Annotated in this window: 25 protein-coding genes and 3 tRNA genes; 6 read left to right on the plus strand and 22 right to left on the minus strand. The window is 72.2% G+C overall.

The window, feature by feature from the left end:
* Nucleotides 1-75: 75 nt before the first annotated feature.
* The 7 genes from IF02_RS0131240 to IF02_RS0131270 all read right to left on the minus strand — a co-directional run bounded on the left by IF02_RS0131240 (nucleotide 76) and on the right by IF02_RS0131270 (nucleotide 3843).
* Nucleotides 76-1551: a DHA2 family efflux MFS transporter permease subunit gene (locus IF02_RS0131240; RefSeq protein ID WP_051696669.1), complete on the minus strand. Its 1476-nt coding sequence runs from the start codon at nucleotides 1549-1551 to the stop codon at nucleotides 76-78.
* A 105-nt stretch (nucleotides 1552-1656) separates the two neighbouring features.
* The gene (locus tag IF02_RS0131245) at nucleotides 1657-2232 is read right to left on the minus strand and encodes a TetR/AcrR family transcriptional regulator (protein ID WP_030163004.1); all 576 of its coding nucleotides are present in this window, start codon (nucleotides 2230-2232) and stop codon (nucleotides 1657-1659) included.
* A 129-nt stretch (nucleotides 2233-2361) separates the two neighbouring features.
* Nucleotides 2362-2790, minus strand: a complete 429-nt coding sequence (locus IF02_RS0131250) for a MaoC family dehydratase (protein WP_030163006.1) — start codon at nucleotides 2788-2790, stop codon at nucleotides 2362-2364.
* A 1-nt stretch (nucleotide 2791) separates the two neighbouring features.
* Complete coding sequence (locus tag IF02_RS0131255) at nucleotides 2792-3244, minus strand: MaoC family dehydratase N-terminal domain-containing protein (protein ID WP_030163008.1); 453 nt, start codon at nucleotides 3242-3244, stop codon at nucleotides 2792-2794.
* Between the two features lie 152 nt (nucleotides 3245-3396).
* Nucleotides 3397-3561: a 50S ribosomal protein L33 gene (rpmG, locus tag IF02_RS0131260; RefSeq protein ID WP_007265873.1), complete on the minus strand. Its 165-nt coding sequence runs from the start codon at nucleotides 3559-3561 to the stop codon at nucleotides 3397-3399.
* An 88-nt stretch (nucleotides 3562-3649) separates the two neighbouring features.
* A tRNA-Met gene (locus tag IF02_RS0131265) sits at nucleotides 3650-3722 on the minus strand.
* 48 nt (nucleotides 3723-3770) lie between these two features.
* Nucleotides 3771-3843, minus strand: a tRNA-Thr gene (locus IF02_RS0131270).
* Nucleotides 3844-4250: 407 nt separating this feature from the next.
* On the opposite strand from IF02_RS0131270, the gene IF02_RS0131275 reads away from it, so the two are divergent.
* Nucleotides 4251-5567, plus strand: coding sequence for an amidohydrolase family protein (locus IF02_RS0131275; protein WP_030163010.1), 1317 nt, complete (start codon nucleotides 4251-4253; stop codon nucleotides 5565-5567).
* A gap of 67 nt (nucleotides 5568-5634) precedes the next feature.
* Nucleotides 5635-6291 carry an SDR family oxidoreductase gene (locus IF02_RS0131280; protein WP_030163012.1) on the plus strand — a complete coding sequence of 219 codons (657 nt, stop codon included), beginning with the start codon at nucleotides 5635-5637 and terminating at the stop codon, nucleotides 6289-6291.
* 73 nt (nucleotides 6292-6364) lie between these two features.
* Here IF02_RS0131280 and IF02_RS0131285 read toward each other — a convergent pair whose 3' ends face one another.
* Nucleotides 6365-6802 carry a DUF3574 domain-containing protein gene (locus IF02_RS0131285; protein WP_234318381.1) on the minus strand — a complete coding sequence of 146 codons (438 nt, stop codon included), beginning with the start codon at nucleotides 6800-6802 and terminating at the stop codon, nucleotides 6365-6367.
* A gap of 109 nt (nucleotides 6803-6911) precedes the next feature.
* Nucleotides 6912-6993 (minus strand) — tRNA-Tyr (locus IF02_RS0131290).
* A gap of 198 nt (nucleotides 6994-7191) precedes the next feature.
* Between IF02_RS0131290 and IF02_RS0131295 the strand changes: the two genes are divergently transcribed.
* The 3 genes from IF02_RS0131295 to IF02_RS0131305 all read left to right on the plus strand — a co-directional run bounded on the left by IF02_RS0131295 (nucleotide 7192) and on the right by IF02_RS0131305 (nucleotide 10594).
* Entirely contained in the window at nucleotides 7192-7680 is a 489-nt protein-coding gene (locus IF02_RS0131295; RefSeq protein ID WP_030163016.1) for a YajQ family cyclic di-GMP-binding protein, read from the plus strand.
* Between the two features lie 220 nt (nucleotides 7681-7900).
* Entirely contained in the window at nucleotides 7901-9328 is a 1428-nt protein-coding gene (locus IF02_RS0131300; protein ID WP_030163018.1) for a SulP family inorganic anion transporter, read from the plus strand.
* A gap of 18 nt (nucleotides 9329-9346) precedes the next feature.
* Entirely contained in the window at nucleotides 9347-10594 is a 1248-nt protein-coding gene (locus IF02_RS0131305) for an APC family permease (RefSeq protein ID WP_030163020.1), read from the plus strand.
* A 114-nt stretch (nucleotides 10595-10708) separates the two neighbouring features.
* Here the strand turns inward: IF02_RS0131305 and IF02_RS0131315 are convergent, their stop codons facing one another.
* The 13 genes from IF02_RS0131315 to IF02_RS0131375 all read right to left on the minus strand — a co-directional run bounded on the left by IF02_RS0131315 (nucleotide 10709) and on the right by IF02_RS0131375 (nucleotide 23203).
* A complete protein-coding gene (locus tag IF02_RS0131315) occupies nucleotides 10709-11644 on the minus strand; it encodes a glycosyltransferase family 2 protein (RefSeq protein WP_051696673.1) in 936 nt (311 codons plus the stop codon).
* A gap of 122 nt (nucleotides 11645-11766) precedes the next feature.
* Nucleotides 11767-12159: a YccF domain-containing protein gene (locus IF02_RS0131320; protein WP_030163024.1), complete on the minus strand. Its 393-nt coding sequence runs from the start codon at nucleotides 12157-12159 to the stop codon at nucleotides 11767-11769.
* The gene (gene htpX, locus IF02_RS0131325) at nucleotides 12156-13019 is read right to left on the minus strand and encodes a zinc metalloprotease HtpX (protein ID WP_030163026.1); all 864 of its coding nucleotides are present in this window, start codon (nucleotides 13017-13019) and stop codon (nucleotides 12156-12158) included. The genes IF02_RS0131320 and htpX overlap by 4 nt, the downstream gene beginning before the upstream one ends.
* A 281-nt stretch (nucleotides 13020-13300) precedes the next feature.
* On the minus strand, nucleotides 13301-14857 hold the full coding sequence (locus tag IF02_RS0131330) for an NADH-quinone oxidoreductase subunit N (protein WP_078622441.1): 1557 nt from the start codon (nucleotides 14855-14857) through the stop codon (nucleotides 13301-13303).
* On the minus strand, nucleotides 14854-16485 hold the full coding sequence (locus tag IF02_RS0131335) for a complex I subunit 4 family protein (RefSeq protein WP_030163030.1): 1632 nt from the start codon (nucleotides 16483-16485) through the stop codon (nucleotides 14854-14856). The genes IF02_RS0131330 and IF02_RS0131335 overlap by 4 nt, the downstream gene beginning before the upstream one ends.
* 38 nt (nucleotides 16486-16523) lie before the next feature.
* A complete protein-coding gene (locus tag IF02_RS0131340) occupies nucleotides 16524-18605 on the minus strand; it encodes an NADH-quinone oxidoreductase subunit L (RefSeq protein WP_030163032.1) in 2082 nt (693 codons plus the stop codon).
* Complete coding sequence (nuoK, locus tag IF02_RS0131345; RefSeq protein WP_030163034.1) at nucleotides 18602-18967, minus strand: NADH-quinone oxidoreductase subunit NuoK; 366 nt, start codon at nucleotides 18965-18967, stop codon at nucleotides 18602-18604. Before nuoK ends, IF02_RS0131340 begins: the two co-directional genes overlap by 4 nt.
* Complete coding sequence (locus tag IF02_RS0131350) at nucleotides 18967-19563, minus strand: NADH-quinone oxidoreductase subunit J (RefSeq protein WP_030163035.1); 597 nt, start codon at nucleotides 19561-19563, stop codon at nucleotides 18967-18969. The genes nuoK and IF02_RS0131350 overlap by 1 nt, the downstream gene beginning before the upstream one ends.
* A 5-nt stretch (nucleotides 19564-19568) precedes the next feature.
* On the minus strand, nucleotides 19569-20183 hold the full coding sequence (locus IF02_RS0131355) for a NuoI/complex I 23 kDa subunit family protein (RefSeq protein WP_030163045.1): 615 nt from the start codon (nucleotides 20181-20183) through the stop codon (nucleotides 19569-19571).
* The gene (locus IF02_RS0131360) at nucleotides 20180-21139 is read right to left on the minus strand and encodes a complex I subunit 1/NuoH family protein (protein WP_030163036.1); all 960 of its coding nucleotides are present in this window, start codon (nucleotides 21137-21139) and stop codon (nucleotides 20180-20182) included. Before IF02_RS0131360 ends, IF02_RS0131355 begins: the two co-directional genes overlap by 4 nt.
* On the minus strand, nucleotides 21136-22206 hold the full coding sequence (locus tag IF02_RS0131365; protein WP_030163037.1) for an NADH-quinone oxidoreductase subunit C: 1071 nt from the start codon (nucleotides 22204-22206) through the stop codon (nucleotides 21136-21138). Before IF02_RS0131365 ends, IF02_RS0131360 begins: the two co-directional genes overlap by 4 nt.
* Nucleotides 22203-22805 carry an NADH-quinone oxidoreductase subunit B gene (locus tag IF02_RS0131370; RefSeq protein WP_030163038.1) on the minus strand — a complete coding sequence of 201 codons (603 nt, stop codon included), beginning with the start codon at nucleotides 22803-22805 and terminating at the stop codon, nucleotides 22203-22205. The genes IF02_RS0131365 and IF02_RS0131370 overlap by 4 nt, the downstream gene beginning before the upstream one ends.
* On the minus strand, nucleotides 22796-23203 hold the full coding sequence (locus IF02_RS0131375) for an NADH-quinone oxidoreductase subunit A (protein WP_030163040.1): 408 nt from the start codon (nucleotides 23201-23203) through the stop codon (nucleotides 22796-22798). Before IF02_RS0131375 ends, IF02_RS0131370 begins: the two co-directional genes overlap by 10 nt.
* Before the next feature lie 147 nt (nucleotides 23204-23350).
* On the opposite strand from IF02_RS0131375, the gene IF02_RS0131380 reads away from it, so the two are divergent.
* Nucleotides 23351-24544, plus strand: a complete 1194-nt coding sequence (locus tag IF02_RS0131380) for a sensor histidine kinase (RefSeq protein WP_051696671.1) — start codon at nucleotides 23351-23353, stop codon at nucleotides 24542-24544.
* Nucleotides 24545-24740: the final 196 nt, after the last annotated feature.

Here is a 24740-nt window from a genome sequence, read left to right on the forward strand (position 1 = left end):
GGGCGGGCCGGGCGGTCGGCGGGTGGGCCGGGCGGTCGGCGGGTGGGCCGGGCGGTCGGCGGGTGGGCCGGGCGGTCAGCGGGTGGCGGGAACCTTGGCGGAGGTCGCGTGTCCGGTGTCGGAGGCGTTCCCGGCGGCGGCCGGTGCGGGAGTCCTCGGGTTCCGCTTGCCCGGGACCAGGAGGGCGAAGGCCGCGGCCACGGCCACCGCGACGGCGCCGATCCACAGCGCGGGCACGGTCCCGTCGGTGAAGGCCTGCGGGGACTCGTAGCCGCCCTGGGCCGAGAAGACCGAGGCCAGGACCGCGACGCCGAGGGCTCCGCCGAGCTCGCGCAGGGCGTTGTTGGCGCCGGACGCCTTGCCCTGGTCGGCCGGGGACACGGTGGACATCAGGATGTTGGAGGCGGGGGCGAAGTACAGGGCCATGCCGATGCCGCTGAGGATCAGCGCGGGGAGCTGGGCGGCGTACGAGACGTCGGTGCTCAGGATCATCGCGAACCAGCCGAGGCCGAGGGCCTGGAGCGCGAGCCCGGCGGCGACGACCGGGCGGCCGCCGATCCGGTCGGAGAGGATGCCCGCGATCGGGGCGACGACCATCGGCATGGCGGTCCAGGGCAGCATGCGCACACCGGCCTGGGTGGGCGAGTAGCCGGCGACGCCCTGGAGGAACTGGCTGAGCAGGAAGATCGAGCCGAACATGCCCAGGTACATCAGCAGGCTGGCCGTGTTGATCCCGAGGAAGCCGCGGTTCAGGAAGAGGCGCATGGGCAGCATGGGGTTCGCGCTGCGGAAGCCGTGGACGACGAAGGCGGCGACGAGCGCGGAGCCGGCGATCAGGCCGGTGAGCACGGGGGCGCTGGTCCAGCCGTGGGCGTTGGCGTTGACGAGGGCGTAGACGATGCCGAACAGGCCGCCGCTGATGAGGAGCGTTCCGGGGAGGTCGAGACGGGCGTTCGGGGCGGTGGACTCGGCCAGCTTGAGGCGGGCGAGGGGGATCAGGGCCAGCCCGATCGGGACGTTCAGCCAGAAGATCCACTGCCAGGAGATGTGCTCGGTGAGGGTGCCGCCGACGAGCGGGCCGCTGGCGACGGCGAGGCCGCCGACGGCGCTGAAGATCCCGAGGGCCATGCCGCGGCGGGCGGGCGGGACGGCGGCGGTGAGCAGGGTGAGGGTGAGCGGCATCATGACCGCGGCGCCGACGCCCTGGACGGCGCGGGCGGCGATGAGTTCGTTGATGCCGGGCGAGAGGGCGGCGACGGCGGAGGCGCCGGTGAATATCGCGAGGCCGGCCATGAAGAGCCGGCGGCGCCCGAAGCGGTCGCCGAGGGCCGCGCCGAACATGAGGAGGACGGCGAAGGTGAGCGTGTACGCGTTCACCGTCCACTCGAGGTCCTCCAGCGCACCGCCGAGGTCCTTGCGGATGGCGGGGAGCGCGGTGGTGACGACGAGGTTGTCGAGGGCGGCCATGAAGCCGGCGACGGAGGTGAGGACGAGCGCCCAGACGGCGGGGCCGCGGAGCGCGGTGTCTTGCGTGTCGTGCTTGCCGTTCACGATTCCCCCTGATGGTGAGGACAGGTTTGTTAGTTATCACTGACTAACTTTTGCGCCCATGAAAATGCGGCGCACGGGACACCCGGGGCTCCGGGGCTCCGGGGCTCACTCTCCCGGCCGGTCCTCGCCGCCGACACGGGCGGAGGGGTACAGCCCCTCCCAGACCCGGTGCCCGGGCGGGAAGCCCATGGCGGCCAGGTTGTTGATCAGCATTCCGTAGGCCATGAAGGTCGTGGTCTCGTTCACATCGCCACCGAGGGGGATGTGAATGGTGTCCCAGAGCTCCATCCAGCCCTTGCGGACGAGCTCGCCGAGCTCGTGGTCGCCGGCGGCCTCGGCGGCGCCGACGGTGACGTACATCTGGAGCTGCATCTGGAGCTTGTCCGGATCCTCGGTGATGAGTCGGGCGTACGCGTTCGCCATGGCGAGCCCGGCCTCTTCGCCCTCCAGCCCCTCGGCGGCGGCCGCGAACACCTCACGGGTGTCCCGCAGGCAGCGCTCGGCGGCGGCGAGGAAGATGGCCGACTTGTTGGGGAAGAGGCGGAACAGGTACGGCTGCGAGACGCCCACGCGCTTGGCGATCGCCTCGGTGGAGGTCCCGTGGTAGCCGCCGCGGGCGAACTCGTGCATCGCCGCGCGGATGACGCTCTCGCGCCGCTCGTCCGCACTCATCCTTGCCATGGATATGAAGTTAGTGCCCAATCACTAACTAAGTCAACACCCCAGCCGCCGGGCCGGCCGCCCACGCGACGATGCGGCCGTCGCCGGGGGCGACGGCCGCATCGTCGGCACGCGGTGCGCGCGTGGGGCTCAGGCCAGGGTCACCAGGGCGCGGGACATGCCCAGGACCTTCTGGCCCGCGCTCATCGCCGTCAGGTCCACCCGTACGCGGTTGTCGTCCAGCTTCGCCGCGACCTTGGCCGTGACCTCGATCAGCGCGCCCGTCTCGTCGTTCGGGACGACGACCGGCTTCGTGAAGCGGACCCCGTACTCGACGATCGCACCCGGGTCGCCGACCCAGTCGGTGACCACGCGGATCGCCTCGGCCATCGTGAACATGCCGTGCGCGATCACGTCCGGCAGCCCGACCTCCAGGGCGAACTTCTCGTTCCAGTGGATCGGGTTGAAGTCGCCCGAGGCGCCCGCGTACCGCACCAGCGTGGCGCGCGTCACCGGGAAGGACCCCGCCGGCAGCTCGGTGCCGACCTCGACGTCGGCGTACTTGATCTGCGCGGTCATCTCAGGCCTCCTCGGGGGCGCGGGAGACGAGCTTCGTCCACGCCGTCACCACGTGCTCGCCGGTCTCGTCGTGGACCTCGCCGCGGATGTCGATGATGTCGTTGCCGGCCATCGACTTCACGGCCTCGATCGTGGAGGTCACCGACAGCCGGTCACCGGCCCGCACGGGCCGCGAGTACGCGAACTTCTGGTCGCCGTGCACGACGCGGCTGTAGTCCAGACCCAGCTGCGGGTCCTGCACGACCTGGCCGGCGGCCGCGAACGTGATCGCGAACACGAAAGTCGGCGGGGCGATCACGTCCAGATGACCGTACGCCTTGGCGGTATCGGGGTCGGTGTAGACGGGATTCTCGTCACCCACCGCAACCGCGAATTCGCGGATCTTCTCCCGGCCGACCTCGTACGGATCGGTGGGCGGGTAGCTCCGACCCACGAAGGACTGGTCGAGCGCCATGGCTCCCTACCTCCTGTTGGAAAAAGTCGGTCACATGTCGGTCACATGAGGAAAACGATCAAAGACCGACGATCACGGAAACGACACGAGGCCGCCCCCCGATGAAGGGGACGACCTCATGACGGTGCCTGTATTCCGAGACTTCGCTAGGGTCAGCGGGTCTCGCGGTGCGCGGTGTGCGAGTTGCAGCGCGGGCAGTGCTTCTTCATCTCCATGCGGTCCGGGTTGTTACGCCGGTTCTTCTTGGTGATGTAGTTCCGCTCCTTGCACTCCACGCAGGCCAGCGTGATCTTCGGGCGGACGTCGGTGGCAGCCACGTGAGTGCTCCTTGACGGACTATGGGACGGATGAACGCATAAAAGAGTAGCCGATCGGGAGACCGACCCCGCAATCGGCTACTGTGGGTAGCGGCGACCGGACTTGAACCGGTGACACAGCGATTATGAGCCGCTTGCTCTACCGACTGAGCTACGCCGCTTTGATGTGATCAGCTCCCCACCCGAGGGTGGGGAACCTCTCTCACCAGAGCCCCAATGCGGAATCGAACCGCAGACCTTCTCCTTACCATGGAGACGCTCTACCGACTGAGCTATTGGGGCGAGCGATGAAGACATTACACGGTTGCCCGCCCATCGCCCAAATCCTTTGCGGGGACTGGCCTCCGAGGGGGCTGCCAAGGCTTTCCCGATCGGCCCCCGGGCGTCACCAAGGCCCATTTCGGGGCGGATTGTGTCCGGGCTCACAATCCCGGCCGCCCCGCGAGGCACTCCGAGCACGCTGAGCATCCCGGTCCCGTACGAGGGAGCACCCGCGACGAGGAAGCACCCGCGCCCCGCCGGGCGCGCACGCGGGCGCCCCGGCGCGCGGGCACCACACCAGTACGACTATTGCGCTCTTCCGCGAAGCGGGGAGCCCTGCACCCTAGGCTCTGAGCACGCTGCGTGATCTTGGGCCGCGGGCCGCGGCCACTCGGCCCAGGAACCGCCCGAGCCACCGCAGGAGCGCGATGTCCGACAGCCAGCCGCAGCAGCCGCCCCCCTCCCCGCGCAACGGCCGCGGCGAGGGCGGTGGCCACGGGCCCCAGCGCCCGCCCGGCAACGCGAACGCGGACGCGGCCGCCGCCGAGTCCACCACGCTCCTGCTCGCCGGGGCCCGCCTCACGGACGGCCGTACGGTCGACGTCCGGCTCGGCGGCGGCCGGATCCAGGCCGTCGGCACCGCGGGCAGCCTGCCCTCCCCCGCGCTCGCCCGGGTCGACCTCAGCGGCTACCTGCTGCTCCCCGCCCCCGCCGAGCCGCACGCCCACGGGGACACCGCCCTGACCGCCGACGGCGAGGGCCCCGTCTCGTACGGCACCGACGAGGTGCAGCGCCGGGCCACCGAGGCCGCCCTGCTCCAGCTCGGGCACGGCGCCACGGCCGTGCGCTCCCACGTCCGGATCGGCGACGTGCACGGCCTCGGCCCCATGGAGGCCGTGCTCCAGGCCCGCCGCTCGCTGCGCGGGCTCACCGACCTGACCACCGTCGCCGTGCCCCGCCTTCTCACCGGGGCGGCCGGCGCCGACGGGCTCGCCATGCTGCGGGACGCCGTCAAGATGGGCGCCTCCGTCATCGGCGGCTGCCCGGACCTGGACCCCGACCCGACGGGCTTCCTCGAATCCGTCCTGGAACTCGCCGCCGAGCACGGCTGCCCCGTCGACCTGCATACGGACGGTGACGATCCCGGCCGCCTGGCCCGGCTCGCCGCGATGGCCGGCGGGCTGCGCCCGGGGGTGACGATCGGCCCCTGCGGCGGTCTGTCACGGCTCCCGCTGGACGTGGCGCACCGGGCCGCCGATCAGCTGGCCGCGGCCGGCGTACGGGTGACCTGCCTGCCCCAGGGCGACTGCGCGGCCCTGGAGCGGCGCGGCCTGCGCACCGCGCCCGTACGGCTGCTGCGCGCCGCCGGGGTCCGGGTAGCGGCAGGCAGCGGGGCGCTGCGGGACGCCGGGAACCCGGTCGGCCGCGGCGATCCGCTGGAGGCGGCGTTCCTGCTGGCCTCCCAGGGCGGGCTGCGGGCCCCGGAGGCCTACGCGTCGGTCAGCGGCGCCGCCCGGGAGGCCATGGGCCTTCCGGAGGTCCGGGTGGAGGCCGGGTTCCCGGCGGAGCTGCTGGCCGTACGGGGGGACCGGATCGCGGGCGTGCTGTCCCTGGCGTACAGCCGGATCGTGATCCACCGCGGCCGGGTGGTAGCCCGGACGAGTGCCGTACGGGAGTACTGCGACTCGGCGGTCGCGGTGGCCCTGGACCTGCCCCGGCAGGGCCGTACGGAGCCCGGTCCCTGATCCTTCACCGGTCCGGCGGCGGACACTTTCGCGGGCGGGGGCGCCCGGCTCGTCGTACGGTCGGGGCATGCGCATCGTCATCGCGGGTGGACACGGTCAGATCGCGCTGCGGCTGGAGCAGCTGCTCGCCGCGCGCGGGTACGAGGTCGCGGGCATCATCCGCGACCCGGCGCAGGGCGAGGACCTGCGGGAGGCGGGCGCCGAACCGGTGCTCTGCGACCTGGAGTCGGCTTCGGTCGAGCATGTGGCGGGCATTCTGCTGGGCGCGGACGTCGCGGTGTTCGCGGCCGGCGCGGGCCCCGGCAGCGGCGCGGCGCGCAAGGACAGCGTGGACCGGGGCGCGGCGGTGCTGTTCGCGGACGCGGCCGAACGGGCGCGGGTACGGCGCTTCCTGATGGTCTCTTCGATGGGCGCGGACGCGCACCACGAGGGCGACGACGTGTTCGACGTCTACCTGAGGGCGAAGGGCGAGGCCGACGACCACGTACGGACGCGGCTGGGCCTGGAGTGGACGGTCCTGCGGCCCGGCGCGCTGACCGACGACCCCGGGAGCGGGCAGGTGCGGCTGGAGGCGTGGACGGGCCGCGGGGCGGTTCCGCGCGATGACGTGGCGGCCGTGCTGGCGGAGCTGATCGAGACCCCGGCGACGGCCGGCCTGACGCTGGAGCTGATCGAGGGATCGACGCCGGTGTCGGTGGCCGTCAAGGCCGTCGCGGGCAACTGAGACAGCGGGGAGGAACCGGGGAAACAACCGCGCAAGGAACCGCGGGACCCTTCGCCCACCGCGTGACCGACCCTCAGAACTCGGCGGTCACCTCGTCGTCGGAGCGCCCGACGGAGTCCTGCTGGTACTCGTCCTCGTAGGCCTGCCGGATCCGCTCGATGCGCGCGCTGCGCTCCTCGGCCTCCTTCTGCGGGTAGAGCAGCACCACCTCGTAGGAGGTCTCGCGGATGACCTTTCCGGCCCGCTGCCACTGGCCGTGCCCGTCCAGGATGGTGAGCCCCTCCGGGAAGGCGGGGGTGATCTCCCGGTCCAGGAAGTCCATGAACTCCCGCTCCGCGACGGGGGCCCGGCCGCCGGGGCGCTCGGTGCCGAAATAGAGGGTGGTCTCCTGGTAGGGCTCGCCCACGTGGCTGTGCAGTGCCGCCCCGACCAGGGCCGGGATCCCGGCTCCGAGGAGGGCGAGGAGGACGCCGCCGCCCACCCTCCCGCGCGTGTCAGAAATGAAGTTCACGTCCAGAGAACGAACAGGGGACCCGGACGATGCGGTGGGCCGGATCGTTGGGCCATACGAGGAGACCCCCGCCACTGCGTTTCCGCAGTAACGGGGGTCTCACATCGCGTGGCGGCGCCAGGGTTCGAACCTGGGTAGGCTGAGCCGGCAGATTTACAGTCTGCTCCCTTTGGCCACTCGGGCACACCGCCATGATCGCTGCCATTTTTCCGCCTTGCGGCGGTGCTCCCTGGCAACGACGTAAACGATACCCGATGCTCGGGGGTGCTTCGCCACCGGATTGATCAGCACTGCGGGCGGGCGCGGTGGCTAGGCTTTGCCGAGCGGGCCGGGGATGTCCGGCCGCGCCCTCCGGGGCAATGACAGCCGACTTCAAGGAGCCACAGCACATGGCCGACTCCAGTTTCGACATCGTCTCGAAGGTCGAGCGGCAGGAGGTCGACAACGCCCTCAACCAGGCCGCCAAGGAACTCTCGCAGCGCTACGACTTCAAGGGCACCGGCGCCACCATCGCCTGGTCCGGCGAGAAGATCCTGATGGAGGCGAACTCCGAGGAGCGCGTCAAGGCCGTCCTCGACGTGTTCGAGACCAAGCTGGTCAAGCGCGGGATCTCGCTGAAGGCGCTCGACGCCGGCGAGCCGCAGCTGTCCGGCAAGGAGTACAAGATCTTCGCCTCGATCGAGGAGGGCATCTCCCAGGAGAACGCCAAGAAGGTCGCGAAGATCATCCGGGACGAGGGCCCCAAGGGCGTCAAGGCCCAGGTCCAGGGCGAGGAGCTGCGCGTCAGCTCCAAGAGCCGTGACGACCTGCAGGCCATCCAGGCCCTCCTCAAGGGCAAGGACCTCGACTTCGCGATCCAGTTCGTGAACTACCGCTGATCGCGGTCCCCCCTCTGCCGTCCGGCGGCCCGGCGGTCCTTTTCGGACCGTCGGGCCGCGGCTGTTTCCGGAGGCCTCGGCTGCTTCGGGGGCGTGCGGATCATGTGCCCGGCGTGCACGGCGCGTGCGCCTCAGTAGCCCCCAATGAGCACTTGGGCAACCGTGCACGCGCCCGCCAACCTGGCGGTATTCATCGCCGCGGGACAGGGGAGGGACACGGATGCCTGAGGCCGGCACGTTTCGCGAAGACTTCGGGGCGTCCGTCGTGGTCGCGCTCGTCGCGCTGCCACTGTGCGTGGGCGTGGCGGTCGCCTCCGGCGTACCCGCCGAGCTGGGGATCGTGACCGGGGTGGTGGGAGGACTGGTCACCGGCTGGTTCCCGGGGAGCTCGCTCCAGGTGAGCGGGCCGGCGGCCGGGCTCACCGTGCTCGTCTACGAGGCGGTGCACACGCACGGGGCCCGCGCACTGGGCGTCCTGGTGCTGGCCGCCGGGGTACTGCAGCTGTGCATGGGGGCGCTGCGGCTCGGGCGGTGGTTCCGGGCCATCTCCGTCGCCGTCGTGCACGGGATGCTCGCCGGGATCGGACTCGTGCTGATCGCGGGGCAGCTGTACGCCCTGGGCGGCGTACCGGCTCCCGGCGCGACCCTGGAGAAGTTCGCCGCGGTGCCGGCGCTCGCCGCCGAGGCCGACTGGGCCGCCGTGGCCCTCGGGGCCGGGACCATCGCCGTCCTCGTGGCCTGGCGCCGGATGCCGGCCCGGCTGCGGCTGGTACCGGGCGCGCTGGTCGGGGTGGCGGCCGCCACCGCCGTGTCGGTGATGCTGCGGCTGCCCGTCGAGAAGGTGACGGTGACCGGGGTCCTGGGGGCCATCGCCCCGCCCGGCTGGGCGGACTTCGGGCTGCTGGCCTCCGCCGGGGCGCTCGGCACCGTGATCGCCCTGACGCTGATCGCCTCCGCCGAGACCCTGTTCAGCGCGGCCGCCGTCGACCGGATGCACGACGGGCCGCGGACCCACTACGACCGGGAGCTCGTGGCACAGGGCGTCGGCAACACCGTCTGCGGACTGCTCGGGGCGCTGCCGATGACCGCCGTGATCGTGCGCAGCGCGGCCAACGTGGAGGCCGGGGCCCGCACCCGGGCCTCCCGGGTCATGCACGGCGGCTGGCTGCTGCTGTTCGCCGTCGCGCTCCCCCAGCTGCTCCAGATCGTGCCGCTCGCCGCGCTGGCCGGGGTGCTGCTGCACGCCGGATGGAAGCTGCTGCCGGCCCGGGCCGTCGCCGGCCTGTGGCGTACGCACCGGGGCGAGGCGGTGGTGCTGGTGGCGACGGCCTCCGCCGTCGTGGCCACCAACCTCTTCGAAGGGGTGCTGATCGGGCTGGGGCTCGCCGTGGTCAAGGCGGCCTGGGAGACCTCGCACGTGCACATCGAGGAGGTGTGGGAGGGCGGGGAGCTCCACGTCCAGGTCCTGGGGAGCGCCAGCTTCCTGCGGCTGCCGAAGCTGCTCGACGAACTGGACGCGCTGCCGGCCGGACACCCCGTGCGCCTCGACCTGAGCGGGCTGCGCCACCTCGACCACGCCTGCCTGACGGCCCTCAACGGCTGGGAGCAGAACCGGACGCCACTGACCGGCCGCGAAGGCGTCATCTAGCTCGGTTACCCTCCGCCCGTGAACAACGGGTTGAAACGCACGCTGGGCGTCTTCGACGCCGTCGTCGTCGGGCTGGGGGCCATGGTCGGGGCGGGCATCTTCGCCGCGCTCGCCCCGGCGGCGGGCGCGGCGGGGCCCGCGGGCGGCGCGCTGCTCGCGGCCCTGGCGGTGGCGGCCCTGATCGCCTACTGCAACGCGCACTCCTCGGCGCGGCTGGCCGCCCGCCATCCGGCCTCCGGCGGGACCTACGTGTACGGGCGGGAGCGGCTCGGCCCGTTCTGGGGATACCTGGCCGGCTGGGGCTTCGTCATCGGCAAGACCGCCTCGTGCGCGGCGATGGCGCTCACCGTGGGGGCGTACGTGTGGCCCGGGCAGCAGCGTGCCGTGGCCGTCGCGGCGGTGGTGGCGCTGACCGCCGCGAGCTACGGCGGGGTACAGAAGTCCGCCCGGATCGCCCGGGTGATCGTGGCGGCGGTGCTGGCCGTGCTGGCCGGGGTCGTGGTGGTGTGCCTGGCGTCCGGCGCGGCGGACGCCGGACGGCTCGGCGGCCTGGGCGGGGGCGGTGTGGGCGGTCTGCTCCAGGCGGCCGGGCTGCTGTTCTTCGCTTTCGCGGGCTACGCCCGGATCACCACCCTGGGCGAGGAGGTGCGTGATCCGGAGCGCACGATCCCGCGGGCGGTGCCCCTCGCCCTGGGGATCGCCCTGCTCGTGTACGCCGCGGTGGCGGTGGCGGCGCTGTCGGTGCTCGGCGCCGAGGCGCTGGCGGCTTCGGCCGCCCCGCTGGCCGACGCGGTACGGGCGGCCGGTGTGCCCGGACTGACCCCCGTGGTCCGGGTCGGGGCGGCCCTGGCGGCGCTGGGCTCGCTGCTGGCCCTGGTGCTCGGGGTGTCGCGGACCACCCTGGCGATGGCCCGGGACGGCCATCTCCCCCGCGCGCTGGCCGCCGTACATCCCCGGCATCAGGTGCCGCACCACGCGGAGCTCGCCGTGGGCGCGGTGGTCGCGGTGCTCGCGGCGACCACCGATCTGCGGGGCGCGATCGGTTTCTCTTCCTTCGGGGTGCTGGCCTACTACGCGATCGCGAACGCTTCGGCGTGGACTCTCGATTCAGGTGTCAAGGGCCGGGCCGTGGCAGCGCTCGGGCTGTCCGGCTGTGTCGTACTGGCCTGCGCGCTGCCCGCCGCGTCGGTGGTCGCGGGGGCGGCCGTGCTGGCGCTGGGCGCGGTGGCCTACGGGGTCCGTGCGGGGCTCACGCGCGGGGCGTGAGCGCCCGCCCGGGTATCCCCTGCTCCGGCAACCGCTCGGTCTCGTCCATGCATTCATCGTGACCCACACCACTGACAATCGCCCCGACCTGCACCGATGCCCTCAGAGCCGTCGTCAGTTCCCGTTCCGCCCCGGGCCCTTGTCCGCGTCGTCCCGCGCCGAGTCGTACCCGATGAAGTACGTGGGCCGGCGCTGCACCGCGGTGTAGATCCGGCCGATGTACTCGCCGAGCAGCCCCACGCAGATCAGCTGCACACCGCCGAGGAACAGCATGGCGACGAACAGCGAGCTCCAGCCGGGCACGGTCTTGCCGAGCAGGAAGACCACCAGCGTCCAGGCGATCATCACGAAGCAGGTGACGAAGCTGATGACGCCGAGCCAGGTGGCGATCCGCAGCGGCGCGGCCGAGAAGTTGGTGATGCCGTCCACGGCGAGACGGATCATCTTGCTCAGCGGGTACTTGGTCTCGCCCGCCACCCGCTCGCCCCGGCGGTACGTCACCTGCCCGCTCGGGAAACCGAGCCACGGCACCAGCAGCCGGTAGACCTGGTGCTGGTCGGGCAGGGACTTGAGGGCCTCCACCGCCTCGCGGCTGAGCAGCCGGAAGTCCCCGGCCTGCGCGGGCACCTGCTTGCCGACCATGCGGCGCATCAGCCAGTAGTAGGCGCCGGCGGTGCGGCGCTTGAAGCCGGTGTCGGTGCTGCGGTCGGAGCGGACGCCGTAGACGATGTCGAGGCTCTCGGACCGGGCCAGGTCCAGCATCTCCGGAATCTTCTCCGGCGGATCCTGGAGGTCGGCGTCGATGCTGGCCACGTACGCCCCGACCGAGCTGTGCAGCCCGGCGCGCAGGGCGGCCTGGTGCCCGGAGTTGCCGCGCAGCCGGACGATGCGGAGCTCGGGCCAGTCCGTGCGGAACTTCTCGAGGAGCTCGGCCGTCCGGTCGCTGCTTCCGTCGTCGACCGCGAGGACCTCGTACGGGACGCCGGTGCCGTCGAGCACCGGGCGCAGGCTGCTCACCAGGGCGGGGAGGGCTTCTTCCTCGTTGTACATCGGCACGATGACCGAGAGGGTCGTGGCCGTGCTCGCAGCCGACACTGGTTCTTCCTGCCCGTGAGTTCTGTCCGTGCGTTCTGTCCGTGAGTGCTGCCCGAGTTCCTTCGCCGCCCTGCCGCCTACCGGGACGCGAACGGCGCGTCGGTCGGGACGATCTCACGGCCCAGCGGGAGCAGGGACAGCGGGACCATCTTGAAGTTGGCGATGCCGAACGGGATGCCGATGATCGTCACGCACAGGGCGATGCCCGTGACGATGTGGCCGAGGGCCAGCCACCAGCCCGCGAGGACCAGCCACAGCACGTTGCCGACGCAGGACCCCGCGCCCGCGTCGTGGCGCTCGACCGTGGTGTAGCCGAAGGGCCAGAGCGCGTACACGGCGATGCGGAAGGCCGCGATGCCGAACGGGATGCCGATGATGGTGATGCACAGGATCAGGCCCGCGAGGCAGTAGCCCAGGAACAGCCAGACGCCGCTGAGAACGAGCCAGATGATGTTCAGGATGGTCTTCATTGGCTACGTCCTGCCATCTGTTCGAGCCGGGCGATGCGCTCGGCCATCGGAGGGTGCGTCGAGAACATCTTAGAAAGGCCCTGGCCCGGGCGGAACGGGTTGGCGATCATCATGTGGCTCGCGGTCTCCAGCCTGGGCTCGGGGGGCAGCGGGAGCTGCTTGATGCCGGCGTCGAGCTTGCGCAGGGCGCCGGCCAGGGCGAGCGGGTCGCCGGTGAGCTGGGCGCCGGACGCGTCCGCCTCGTACTCGCGCGAGCGGCTGATGGCCAGCTGGATCACACTCGCGGCCAGCGGGCCCAGGATCATGATCAGCAGCATGCCCAGGATGCCGGGCCCCTCGTCGTCATTGGACCGCCCGACCGGGATCAGCCAGGCGAAATTCACCAGGAACATGATGACGGAGGCGAGGGCTCCGGCGACGGAGGAGATCAGGATGTCGCGGTTGTAGACGTGGCTCAGCTCGTGGCCGATCACCCCGCGCAGCTCGCGCTCGTCGAGGATGCGCAGGATGCCCTCGGTGCAGCAGACCGCGGCGTTGCGCGGGTTGCGGCCGGTGGCGAACGCGTTGGGCGCCTCGGTCGGCGAGATGTAGAGCCGGGGCATGGGCTGGCGCGCGGAGGTGGAGAGCTCGCGCACCATGCGGTAGAGCTGTGGGGCCTCGAACTCGCTGACGGGGCGGGCGCGCATCGCGCGTAGAGCCAGCTTGTCGCTGTTCCAGTACGCGTACGCGTTCGTCCCCAGGGCGATGAGGACGGCGATGATCAGGCCGCCCCGCCCGAAGAAGCTTCCGATGACGATGATGAGTGCGGACAGCCCGCCGAGGAGTACGGCGGTCTTCAGCCCGTTGTGCCGGCGGTGCACGGTACGCCCTCCAAATGGTGCGGCAGGGGAGCCCCGTCCTGGATCTGAGGGTCTACGGTCCAGTGGACCCTCCCTCCCCGCTCAACGCGAGGTGAGGGCGTCTGGTTCCCAGGGCACGGCGGGCCCGCCGCCCGGGTGACGGGGGCGGCGGGGGTACGGCGGGGGCTGGGCCGTACGGGTCACGGCGTACGGGTTCACCGCCGTACGGGCCGGCGTACGGGCTTGCGTACGGGCTTGCGCGGTGCCGCAGCGCCACTGCGGGCTCACTGCGGGCTACTGGCTCACTGCGGGAACAGACTGCCCGACGCGAAGCGCAGGACCAGCTCCGGGGCGCCCGACAGCACCACGGCGGTGACCGCGGTGACCGCGATCGCGACGCTGACCGGCCACGGGGCCTTCGTACGGGCGCCTTCGGCGGCGGTCTGCGGAGCGCGGAAGAGCAGCGCGGTCCAGCGCAGGTAGTAGTACAGGGCCATGACGACGTTGACCGCCATGACCACGGCCAGCCAGCCCAGGCCGGAGTCGACCGCGGACCGGAAGACGGTGACCTTGGCGAAGAGTCCGATGATGCCCGGCGGCAGGCCCGCCAGGCAGAGCAGGAAGAAGGCCAGCGAGAGGGCGGCCAGCGGGCGCTCGGCGTACAGCCCGCGGTAGTCGCTGATCCGGTGGAGCGGCTTCGTACGGCCGACGAGGGCGGCCACGGCGAAGGCGCCGAGGTTCACGACGGCGTACATGAGGGCGTACGCGACGGTGGAGCCGATCTGGTCGCGCCCGGAGTACGCGGCGGCGGCGATCGGGACCAGCAGGTAGCCGGCCTGGCCGACCGAGGACCAGGCGAGCAGCCGTACGGCGCTGTTCGGGCGGTCGGCGGACTGGCGCAGCGCGGCGGCGTTGCCCACGGTCATCGTGAGCGCGGCGAGGACGGCGAGGGCCGGGCCCCAGACGTCGGAGTACGCGGGGAAGGCGATCACCGTGACGAGGATGAGGCCGGTGAAGCCGACGGCCTTGCCGATCACGGAGAGGTAGCCCGCGATGGGCAGCGGCGCGCCGACGTAGGTGTCCGGGACCCAGAAGTGGAAGGGGACGGCGGCGGTCTTGAAGGCGAAGCCGACGAGGGTGAGCGCGACCCCGGCCATGGCGAGGGTGTCGAGCTGCCCGGGGACGTCTTCGAGCCGGTCGGCGACCTGCGTGAGGTGCAGGGAGCCGGTGGCGGCGTAGACGAAGCTGACGCCCAGCAGCGACACGGCGGTGGCGGTGACGGAGGACAGGAAGAACTTGAGGGCGGCCTCGGAGGAGAGGCGGTCGCCGCGGCGCATGCCGACGAGGGCGAAGGCGGGCAGCGAGGCGACTTCGAGGGCGACGATCAGGGTGGCGAGGTCGCGGGAGGCGGGCAGCAGGGCGGCGCCGGCGGCGGAGGACAGCAGCAGGAACCAGTACTCGCCGGCCGGCATGCGCGCGTCGCGGACGGCGGTGACCGACAGCAGGGCGGTGACCAGGGCGCCGGCCAGTACCAGGAACTGGATGACGAGCGCGAAGTGGTCGGCGGTGTAGCTGCACGCGGCGGGGTCGGTGGTGAGGCAGAAGGTGGCGCGGTCGCCGGCGCGCAGCGGCAGCAGGGCGGCGGTCGCGGCGGCGAGGCCGGCGACGGAGAGCCAGCCGAGCAGCGGCTTGCGCCGCTCCGGTACGAAGAGGTCGGCGACCAGGACGACCAGGGCGACGGCGGCGGGGAGGACCACGGGGGTGATCGCGAGCCAGTCGACGCTCTGGACGAGGCTCGTGGCCTCGGCGGCCGGGGCCGCCGAGGGGGCGGACAGAACGGAGGCCGTCAGGGCCGTCATGCGTTGCCTCCTGCGAGGAGCTTCTGGACGGCCGGGTCGGTGAGGCCGAGGAGGACGGCGGGCCACAGGCCGGCGAGGACGGTGAGGGCCACGAGCGGGGTCCAGGCGGCGAACTCGTAGCGCTGGATGTCGGCGAGTTCGAGCGCGGGTGCGGAGCCGGACGCGGACGCGGAGCCGGACGCGGACGCGGAGCCGGACGCGGACGCTGACCGGGAACCGTGCTCGGGCAGGGCCTTGGGATCGCCCATGCAGACGCGCCGTACGACGATCAGCAGGTAGGCGGCGGTGAGCAGGGTGCCGAACGCGCCGAAGGCCATGTACGTGAGGAAGGCGGGCCGGGAGAGGCCCTGCGCCGGGTCGAACGCGCCGAACAGGGCCAGCATCTCGCCCCAGAAGCCGGCGAGGCCGGGCAGGCCGAGGGAGGCGACGGCCGCGAAGGCGAGGAAGGCGCCGAGGCGGGGGGCGCGGCCGTAGAGGGCGGCCCCGGTGGCTCCGGCGAGGGTGTCGAGGTCGGCGGTGCCGTAGCGGTCCTTGAGGGCGCCGACCAGGAAGAAGAGGAGGCCGGTGATCAGGCCGTGGGCGACGTTCGCGAACAGCGCGCCGTTGACGCCGGTGGGGGTCATGGAGGCGATGCCGAGGAGGACGAAGCCCATGTGGCCGACGGAGGAGTACGCGATGAGGCGCTTGAGGTCGCCCTTGTTGCCCTTGCGGGCGAGCGAGAGGCAGGCGAGGGACCCGTAGACGATGCCGACGGCGGCGAAGGCGCCCAGGTAGGGGGCGAAGGTCGCCATGCCGTCGGGGGTGACGGGGAGCAGGATGCGGACGAACCCGTAGGTGCCCATCTTGAGCAGGACGCCGGCCAGCAGGACGGATCCGACGGTGGGGGCGGCCGTGTGGGCGTCGGGCAGCCAGCTGTGCAGCGGCCACATCGGGGTCTTCACGGCGAGGCCGAGACCGATGGAGAGGACGGCCAGGAGCTGGGTGGTGTGGGACAGTTCGCGGCCGTTGTCAGAGGCGAGTGCCACCATGTCGAAGGTGCCGCTGTTCAGTCCGATGAGCAGCAGTCCGAGCAGCATGACCACGGAGCCGAGGAGGGTGTAGAGGATGAACTTCCAGGCGGCGGCCTGCCGCTGAGCACCGCCCCAGCGGGCGATGAGGAAGTACATCGGGATGAGGACCATCTCGAAGGCGAGGAAGAACAGCAGCAGGTCGAGGACGGCGAAGGTCGCGAGGGTGCCGGATTCGAGGACGAGGAGCAGGGCGACGAAGGCCTTCGGGGAGGGGCCTTCGGGGAGCTTGAAGTAGCTGTAGAGCGCGCAGAGGAAGAACAGCAGCGCGGTCATCAGGAGGAGGGGGAGCGAGATGCCGTCGATGCCGAGGTGGATCCGGACGTTCAGCGCCTGGATCCAGCTGATGTCCGTGGTCGCCTGGAAGCGGGCGGGGGCGTCGTGGTCGAAGCCCAGGGCGAGGGCGATGGCCGCGGCGAGGATCACGCCGGTCACGGTCACGCCGTGGCGCAGCACGGCCTGTTCGGGGCTCTTGCCCTTGAGCCCGGGCGGGGCGGGCAGGAGGGCCGCGGCCGCGCCGAGGAGCGGTGCGGCCACGACGAACGCCAGAAGGAACTGCATCACGGACGGGCTGATATCAATCACGGCTGACTCACGGCTCACGATCCGGCGTTGACGTTGGCGAGGACGGCGGTGGCGATCGCCAGGACCACGGCGCCGGCGAGCAGGGCGCTCAGGTAGCTCTGTACGTTGCCGGTCTGGGCCCGGCGTACGAGGCTGCCGAGCAGCCGGGGGCCGGCGCCCGCGCCGCTGACGTACGTGTCCACGACCTCGCGGTCGAGGAAGCGGACGAGGCTCGCGGCGGCGCGGACGGGGCGGACGAACAGCCGGTCGTAGACGGCGTCGAGGTGGAAGCCGTCGGCCGCGTGGCGGTGCAGGGGGCCCAGGAGGGCCCGGCCGGGGTCGGCGGCGGGACCCGCCGGGACGGCGGGGTGCTCGTGGCTGACCTCCGCGACCTCGGGTGCCTCGGCCGCGGACTCGGCGGCCGCGGTGGCCGCGGACACCGCGGCGGCCACGGCGGCGGGCTGCTCGGTCGCGGCGGCGGTGGCGCCGGGGGTGCGTCCGGGGGTCGCGCCGGGGGCGGGTCCGGTCGCGGCGGGAGCCGTGGCGGCCTTCGCGGTGGCCCGCTGCCACAGGGCGTACGTCAGGACCGCGCCGACGGCTGCGGCTCCGGTGCCGAGGACGGAGGTGGTCAGCGTCGGGGTGAGCTCGTTGCCGTCGAACCAGTCGGCGATCGGGCCGGCGGCGAGGCCGAGTCCGATGGTCGGGATCGCGAGCAGCCACAGCACGCCGGTCATGGCGACGGGCTCCTTGCCGTGGTCGGGGGCGGCGGCGCCCCGGCCGCGGAAGGCCATCAGCCACAGCCGGGTGGCGTAGGCGGCGGTGAGCAGGGCGGTCAGCACGCCGGCGACGAGCACGACCCAGCCGGCGGCGCTGGGAGCGGACTCCGAGTGCCCGGTGGCGGCGTGCTCGGCGGCGACGAGGACGGCTTCCTTGGAGAAGAAGCCGGCGAAGGGCGGGATCGCGGCGAGCGCGAGCAGCGCGATCGTCATGGTCCAGAAGGCGTCGGGGATGCGCTTGGCCAGGCCGTCCATGCGGGACATGGCGGCCAGGGAGTTCGTCCCGGAAGCGTGGATGATCACGCCCGCACCGAGGAACAGGAGCGCCTTGAAGACGCCGTGGGACAGGAGGTGGAAGACGGCGGCGCCGCGGTCGGTGACGGCCAGGGCCCCGATCATGTAGCCGAGCTGGCCGATCGTGGAGTAGGCGAGTACGCGCTTGATGTCGTCCTGGGCCAGGGCCGCGAGGCCGGAGCCGAGCATCGTGACGGCCGCCATGACGGCCATGACCACCAGGGCGGCCGCGGAGGCCGCGAAGACCGGGAGGAGGCGGGCGACGAAGTAGACACCGGCGGCGACCATCGTCGCGGCGTGGATCAGCGCGGAGACCGGGGTGGGGCCCGCCATGGCGTCGGGGAGCCAGGTGTGCAGCGGGAACTGCGCGGACTTGCCCGCGACTCCGGCGAGCAGCAGCAGGGCGATCAGCGTCGGGTGGTCGAGTCCTCCCGCGGCGACGGCGCCCAGGATCTTGGAGATCTCGAAGGAGTCGGCGTCGGTGGCGAGCGCGAACAGGCCGATCAGGAAGGGGACGTCGCCGAGCTTGGTGACGAGGAAGGCCTTCAGGGAGGCGGAGCGGGCCGCCTCGGTCTCCCAGTAGTGGCCGACGAGGAAGTAGGAGCAGATGCCCATGACCTCCCAGCCGACCAGCAGCACCATCAGGTCGCCGGTGTAGACGACGAGCAGCATGGCGGAGGTGAACAGGGAGACCAGAGCGGCGTACGAGGGGTAGCGCGGGTCCTCGCGGAGGTACGCCGTCGAGTAGAGCTGTACGCAGGTGGCGACGAGGCCGACGAGCACGGCGACCAGGACGGCGAAGCCGTTCAGGTAGAGCGAGAGGTCGATCGGCACGGAGCCGGTCGGGGTCAGCTCGGTCGAGGCGACGATCGGCTTGCCGCCGCCCTGGCGGACGGCGACGAGCACGGCCAGTACGGCCGCGGCCAGCACCGGCAGCACGGCGAGGGGCCGGACGAACCCGGGGGCGCGGCGGCCGAGCAGCAGTCCCGCCACCGCGCCCAGGAAGGGCAGGAGCGGGACGAGGACCGCGAGGGTCGTGGTGCTCACGCGGTGACCTCGCTCTGGTTGTTCGGGGCGGGCTGGTCGTTCGGGGCGGGCTCGTGGCCCTCGGCGGTGTCGCGCAGCCGGTCGACGTCCGAGGTGCCGCGGTTGCGGTACACCATCAGCACGATCGCGAGGCCGATGCCGATCTCGGCGGCGGCGATGGCGATCGTGAAGAGGGTGAGGGCCTGGCCGGCGTGCAGGGCGTCGCGCAGCCAGACGTCGAAGGCCACCAGGTTGAGGTTGACGGCGTTGAGCATCAGCTCGACGGACATCAGGACCAGGATGGCGTTGCGGCGGGCGAGCACTCCGTACAGGCCCGTGCAGAAGAGGAGCGCCGCGAGCACGGCGGGGTAGGCGAGGTGCATCAGCGCTGCTGCCCCTTCGTGTTGTCGTCGGACCCGCCGGCGGCGTCCCTGCGGGAGAGCACGATGGCGCCGATCAGGGCCGCGAGGAGCAGGACGGAGAGCGCTTCGAAGGGCAGCACCCAGTGCTGGAAGAGGATCTCGCCGGAGACCTTCGTCGAGCCCTGGGCGGGGCCGTCGAGGTCGATCCAGGTGGTGCGGAAGGCGTCGACGACGACCCAGACGAGGGATGCGGCCGCGACGAGGGCGACGCCGAGCGCGACCCAGCGGTTGTTCGAGTCGGCGTCCGGGGAGCGCCCGATGGGGGCCTTTGTGAGCATCAGCCCGAAGAGGAGGAGGACGACCACGGATCCGAGGTAGATCAGGACCTGGACCCAGGCGATGAACTCGGCGGTCAGCAGCAGGTACTCGACGGCGATGCCGCCGAGCGCGACGACCAGCCAGAGGGCGGCGTGCACGAGCTGCTTGGTGGTGACGGTGACGGCGGCCGCGCCGAGGGTGGCGAGGCCGACGAGGACGAAGGCGATCTCGACGCCGGTCGGGGAGAGGAACCCGTGGCCCGTCGCCGCGGCGGCCAGGTCGGTGGCCGCGGGGGTCAGGTCGGTCACGCGTCTCCCTCCGGGGTGGTGGGCGTGTCGGTCTCGGGCGTCGTGGGCGCGGTGGTTTCGGCGGCTGCCGCGGCGGCTGCCGCGGCGGCCGCGGCTTCGGCCTTCTCCACCGCCTTGCGGGCGGCGGCGATCTCCTTGGGCTCCTCCGCGGCCGGGTCCAGGGCGGGCGGGGCCGGGACGGTCCACATCCACTCGCGCAGCTTGTCGCGCTCGTGGGTGAGTTCGAGGATGTCCGTCTCCGCGTACTCGAACTCCGGCGACCAGAAGAGGGCGTCGAAGGGGCACACCTCGATGCAGATGCCGCAGTACATGCAGAGGGAGAAGTCGATGGCGAAGCGGTCGAGGACGTTGCGGCTTCGCTCGCGGCCGCCGGGGGCGGCGGCCGGGACCGTCTCCTTGTGGGAGTCGATGTAGATGCACCAGTCGGGGCACTCGCGGGCGCACAGCATGCAGACCGTGCAGTTCTCCTCGAACAGGCCGATGACCCCGCGGGAGCGGGGCGGGAGCTCGGGCTGCACTTCGGGGTACTGGGCGGTGTGCGCGCGCTTCGTCATCGTGCGCAGGGTGACGGCGAGGCCCTTGGCGAGGCCGGATCCGGGGATGGGCATCAGCTGATCGCCACCTTCACGATGCCGGTGAGCGCGATCTGGGCGAGCGCGAGCGGGATGAGTGTGGTCCAGGCGAGCTTCTGGAGCTGGTCCTCGCGAAGGCGGGGGTAGCTGACCCGGAGCCAGATCACGACGAAGGCGAGGACCGCGGTCTTCAGGAGGGTCCAGACCCAGCCGTCGGCGACCGGGCCGTGCCAGCCGCCGAGGAAGAGGACGGTGGTGAGGGCGCAGAGGACGACGATGCCGGCGTACTCGGCGAGCAGGAACAGCGCGAAGCGCAGGCCGGTGTACTCGGTGTACGCGCCGAAGATGATCTCGGAGTCGGCGACGGGCATGTCGAAGGGGGGCCGCTGGAGTTCGGCGAGGCCCGCGGTGAAGAAGACGAGCGCGCCGGTGATCTGCCAGGGGAGCCACCACCACTGGAAGGCGTCGACGATGCCGGGGAGGGACACGGTCCCGGCGGCCATCGCGACGGAGGCGGCGGCGAGCAGCATGGGGAGCTCGTACGCGAGGAGCTGGGCGGCGGTGCGCAGGCCGCCGAGCAGGGAGAACTTGTTGGCGGAGGCCCAGCCGGCCATGAGGCTGCCGAGGACTCCGACGCCCATGACGGCGAGTACGAAGAACAGCCCGGCGTCGATGGCCTGGCCGACGGCGCCTTCGCCGGGGCCGATGGGGATGGCGACGAGGACGAGGAGGTACGGGAGCAGGGCGACGGCGGGGGCGAGCTGGAAGATGCGGCGGTCGGCGCCCGCCGGGACGATGTCCTCCTTCTGCGCGAACTTCACGCCGTCGGCGACGAGCTGGGCCCAGCCGTGGAAGCCGCCGGCATACATGGGGCCGAGGCGGCCCTGCATGTGGGCCATGACCTTGTGCTCGGTCTGCCCGACGACGAGCGGGAGCACGAGGAACACCGCGAAGACGACGATGAGTCGCAGCGCGACGTCGAGGACGTCGTTCACGCGTCGCCTCCGTTGGTGTCGGATTCGGATTCGGGGGTGCCGTCGGGCGCGGCCTGCGCGCCGGGGGCGGGCTCCGGCTCGGCGGCGGGCCGCGGGCCGGCCTTGGGCGTGGTCTTCGGCTCGCCCTTCGGGCCCGGGTCGGCCGCGGGTGCGGCCGCGGGTGTGGCTGCGGCCTCGGCTTCGGGCGTGGGCTGCGGTTCCGTGAAGGCGGGCCGGGGGTTGTGCCAGGGCGCGTCCGCGCTGCGGGGAGCGGGGCGCCGGCCCGGCGCCACCGTGCGGCCACGGACTGCCGGACCCTCCGGAGGCGGGGGCGCATCGGCCTGCCCGCCCTCGGCCTCGGGCTCCGGGGGGACGGCCTGGCTCGCCGAGCCGTCCGCGACCGAGCGCGTGCGGCGCGGCGGGCGGGCGGGGGCTTCGGCTCCCGCCGCCCCTGCGGCCGCCGCGCGCGGGGTGCGGGCGGCCCGGGCGGGGCGGGTGGGGGCCGGGGGGAGCTGGCCCTTCATGGGGCCCCAGTCGTTGGGGTCCGGTACGCCCGGCGGGAGCATCTGGCGGCGCTTCGGGGCGTCGGGGTCGTGCGCCTCGCCCGGCTCCTTGGCTCCCGGCCAGGCCTTCGCGACGCGTGCGGCCAGGACGAAGTCCTTCCGCAGGGGGTGGCCTTCGAAGTTTTCCGGGAGGAGGAGCGGGACCAGGTGCGGGTGGTCCGTGAAGACCACTCCGAACATCTCGTACGTCTCGCGCTCGTGCCATTCCGCGCCCGCGTAGACCGCGACCGCGGAGGGGAGCGAGGGGGCGGTGTGCGGGACCGTCGTACGCAGGAGCAGACGGCGTACGCGGTGGTTTTCCAGCGACACGACGTGCGCGCAGACGCGGAAGCCCGTGCCCGGCTCGTCCACCGCGCTCAGCCAGTCGAAGTACGTGCAGCCCAGCTTGTCCCGGGCGATCTCCAGCGCCGGGATCCAGCTTCCGACCGGGACGTCCACCGTCAGGACCTCGTACGCGTACGAGGCGGTCGCCTCCGCGCCGAAGATCGTGGCGGCCGCGTCGGGGAGGGAGTCGTAGAGGTTCATGCGCCCGCTCCAGGGGCCGGCGGGGGCTTGACCAGGCTGCTCGTGAGCTGGGCGGTCGAGGGGTCCGTCGCGTAGCGGTCCGCCAGCGACTCCCTGGCGATCTTCTCCTGGAGCTTGAGGATGCCCTGGAGCAGCGCCTCCGGACGCGGCGGGCAGCCGGGGACGTAGACGTCGACCGGGATGATCTGGTCGACGCCCTTCGTCACCGAGTACGAGTCCCAGTACGGGCCGCCGCAGTTGGAGCAGGCGCCGAAGGAGATGACGTACTTCGGCTCCGGCATCTGCTCGTACAGCCGCTTCACGGCCGGCGCCATCTTGTCCGTCACCGTGCCCGAGACGATCATCAGGTCCGCCTGGCGCGGGCCGGGCGCGAACGGGATGACCCCGAGCCGGATGAAGTCGTGCCGGGCCATGGACGCGGCGATGAACTCGATCGCGCAGCAGGCGAGGCCGAAGTTGAAGACCCACAGGCTGTAGCGGCGGCCCCAGTTCAGGACCACCTTCATGGGCTCGGGCGCAAGGCGGGAGAGGACTCCCAGGCGCTTGGGCTCCGGGAGCAGCTGGGGCTCGGCCGACGTCCCGGCCGGTGTCACGTCCATTCGAGGACGCCCTTCTTGTACGCGTAGAGCAGGCCGACGGCCAGGAAGCCCAGGAAGATGAACATCTCCACGAGCGTGGTGGCGCCGTAACCGGCGGCGGCGAACACCGTCGCCCACGGGAAGAGGAAGATCGAGTCGACGGCGAAGATGACGTAGAGGAACGCGTAGACGTAGTAGCGGACCTGGGTGTGCGCCCAGCCCTCGCCGACGGGGTCCACGCCGCACTCGTACGTCAGCAGCTTCTCAGGGGTCGGGACGACCGGTCTCAGCAGGCGGCCCGCGCCGAACGCGACGGCTACGAAGAGCACACCGAGGACGGCCAGCAGGCCGACGACCGAATAACTCCGGAAATAGTCCGCTGCGAGCACGGTTACGGTCGATACCGTTGGGTCGGGCACGTCCGTTCCTCGCTCCTTGGCCACTGTCGATGATCTGGTACGGACGGGAGTCTAGGGCCTGGTCCACACAGGGTGGGGTTATCCCCCGTTTACCGGGGCCCGGCTCCCCCATGGCACCGGCGGGCCGGAATTGGCAGGCTGGGCCGCATGACCGCGCCCATTCAAGTCTCCCACCCAGGCCTCGACAACGACCGGCCTCCGCCCGTACGCCCTGCCCTGGGGGCCGCGGCGTGGAAAGAGACCGTCCATCTGCTGGGCAATCTTCCGCTCGCGATCGTCGGGTTCGTCTACACGGTGATCATGGTGGCGACCGCGGGCGGCCTGTCCGTGACCGCGATCGGCGTTCCGCTGCTCGCGGTCGGCCTGCTCGGGTCCCGCCAGTTGGGACGGCTGGAGCGGGCGCGGGCGCGCGTGCTGCTGGGCGTACGGGTGGAGGAGCCGACTCCGCTGCCGGGGCCGCGGCGGGCCGGCGGGTTCTTCCCCTGGCTGTGGGCGGGCGTGAAGGACCCGGTGGCGTGGCGGACCGTGCTGTACGAGCTGGTGCGGCTGCCGTGGGGGGTACTGACGTTCACGGTGGCACTGATGGGGCTGCTGGTGCTGTGGCCGGTGCTGCCGTACCTGGTGCGCTGGCTGTCGAACGTGGACCGGCTGATGGTACGAGGGCTGCTGTCGCCCTCGGACGAGCTGGAGCGGCGGATCGCGGAGCTGGAGTCCGACCGCGGGGTGGTCGTGGACACGGCGGCGGCCGACATGCGGCGCATCGAGCGGGACCTGCACGACGGGGCGCAGGCGCGGCTGGTGGCGCTCGCGATGGGGCTGGGTCTGGCGAAGGAGAAGCTGCTGGAGGATCCGGACGCGGCGGCGGCGATGGTCGACGAGGCACACGGGGAAGTGAAGCTGGCGCTTCAGGAACTGCGGGATCTGGCGCGGGGGATCCACCCGGCGGTGCTGACGGACCGGGGGCTGGACGCGGCACTGTCGGCGGTGGCTTCGCGGTGCGTGGTGCCGGTGAAGGTGGCGGTGGACCTGGAGCAGCGGCCCGCGGCCGCGATAGAGGGGATCGCGTACTTCACGGTGTCGGAGCTGCTGCAGAACGTGAGCAAGCACGCGGGGGCGCGGGGGGCGAGCGTGGAGGTCCGGCGGGCCTCCGGGACCGCTTCCGGGCGGTTGCTGATCCGGGTTTCGGACGACGGGCGGGGCGGGGCCGATGTGGGGCGCGGGTCGGGGCTGGCGGGGCTGGCTGAACGGCTGCGGGCGGTGGACGGGGTGTTCGTCGTCGACTCCCCCGAGGGGGAGGGGACGGTGGTGACGGCGGAGCTGCCGTGGCGCGGGCGCGGCTGATTCCGCCGGTCGCGGCCTTTTGATCGGGACTCCCGTCCGGGGTGGGCGGGGGTCCCGATGGTGTTTTGCGTGTCCCGCCGGGGGGTGCTTCTGCGGCGGGAGTCCCGGTCGGGTGACCGGGGGTCGGGGATCGGGGTTCGGGGATCGGGCTGTCTCTTATACACATCTCCGAGCCCACGAGACAAGAGGCAATCTC

Source organism: Streptomyces sp. NRRL S-244, from assembly GCF_000717915.1.
Taxonomy (GTDB): domain Bacteria; phylum Actinomycetota; class Actinomycetes; order Streptomycetales; family Streptomycetaceae; genus Streptomyces.

Excerpts from the sequence above, each read along its gene's own strand:
- IF02_RS0131280 (WP_030163012.1), top strand. The coding sequence starts at position 5,635 with ATGCGCATCGTCATCGCGGGTGGACACGGTCAGATCGCGCTGCGGCTG.
- IF02_RS0131380 (WP_051696671.1), top strand. The coding sequence starts at position 23,351 with ATGACCGCGCCCATTCAAGTCTCCCACCCAGGCCTCGACAACGACCGG.
- IF02_RS0131250 (WP_030163006.1), bottom strand. The coding sequence starts at position 2,790 with ATGACCGCGCAGATCAAGTACGCCGACGTCGAGGTCGGCACCGAGCTG.
- IF02_RS0131275 (WP_030163010.1), top strand. The coding sequence starts at position 4,251 with ATGTCCGACAGCCAGCCGCAGCAGCCGCCCCCCTCCCCGCGCAACGGC.
- IF02_RS0131300 (WP_030163018.1), top strand. The coding sequence starts at position 7,901 with ATGCCTGAGGCCGGCACGTTTCGCGAAGACTTCGGGGCGTCCGTCGTG.
- IF02_RS0131370 (WP_030163038.1), bottom strand. The coding sequence starts at position 22,805 with ATGGACGTGACACCGGCCGGGACGTCGGCCGAGCCCCAGCTGCTCCCG.
- IF02_RS0131295 (WP_030163016.1), top strand. The coding sequence starts at position 7,192 with ATGGCCGACTCCAGTTTCGACATCGTCTCGAAGGTCGAGCGGCAGGAG.
- nuoK (WP_030163034.1), bottom strand. The coding sequence starts at position 18,967 with ATGCACCTCGCCTACCCCGCCGTGCTCGCGGCGCTCCTCTTCTGCACG.
- IF02_RS0131330 (WP_078622441.1), bottom strand. The coding sequence starts at position 14,857 with ATGACGGCCCTGACGGCCTCCGTTCTGTCCGCCCCCTCGGCGGCCCCG.
- IF02_RS0131320 (WP_030163024.1), bottom strand. The coding sequence starts at position 12,159 with ATGAAGACCATCCTGAACATCATCTGGCTCGTTCTCAGCGGCGTCTGG.
- IF02_RS0131335 (WP_030163030.1), bottom strand. The coding sequence starts at position 16,485 with ATGCAGTTCCTTCTGGCGTTCGTCGTGGCCGCACCGCTCCTCGGCGCG.
- IF02_RS0131365 (WP_030163037.1), bottom strand. The coding sequence starts at position 22,206 with ATGAACCTCTACGACTCCCTCCCCGACGCGGCCGCCACGATCTTCGGC.
- IF02_RS0131315 (WP_051696673.1), bottom strand. The coding sequence starts at position 11,644 with ATGTACAACGAGGAAGAAGCCCTCCCCGCCCTGGTGAGCAGCCTGCGC.
- IF02_RS0131245 (WP_030163004.1), bottom strand. The coding sequence starts at position 2,232 with ATGGCAAGGATGAGTGCGGACGAGCGGCGCGAGAGCGTCATCCGCGCG.
- IF02_RS0131255 (WP_030163008.1), bottom strand. The coding sequence starts at position 3,244 with ATGGCGCTCGACCAGTCCTTCGTGGGTCGGAGCTACCCGCCCACCGAT.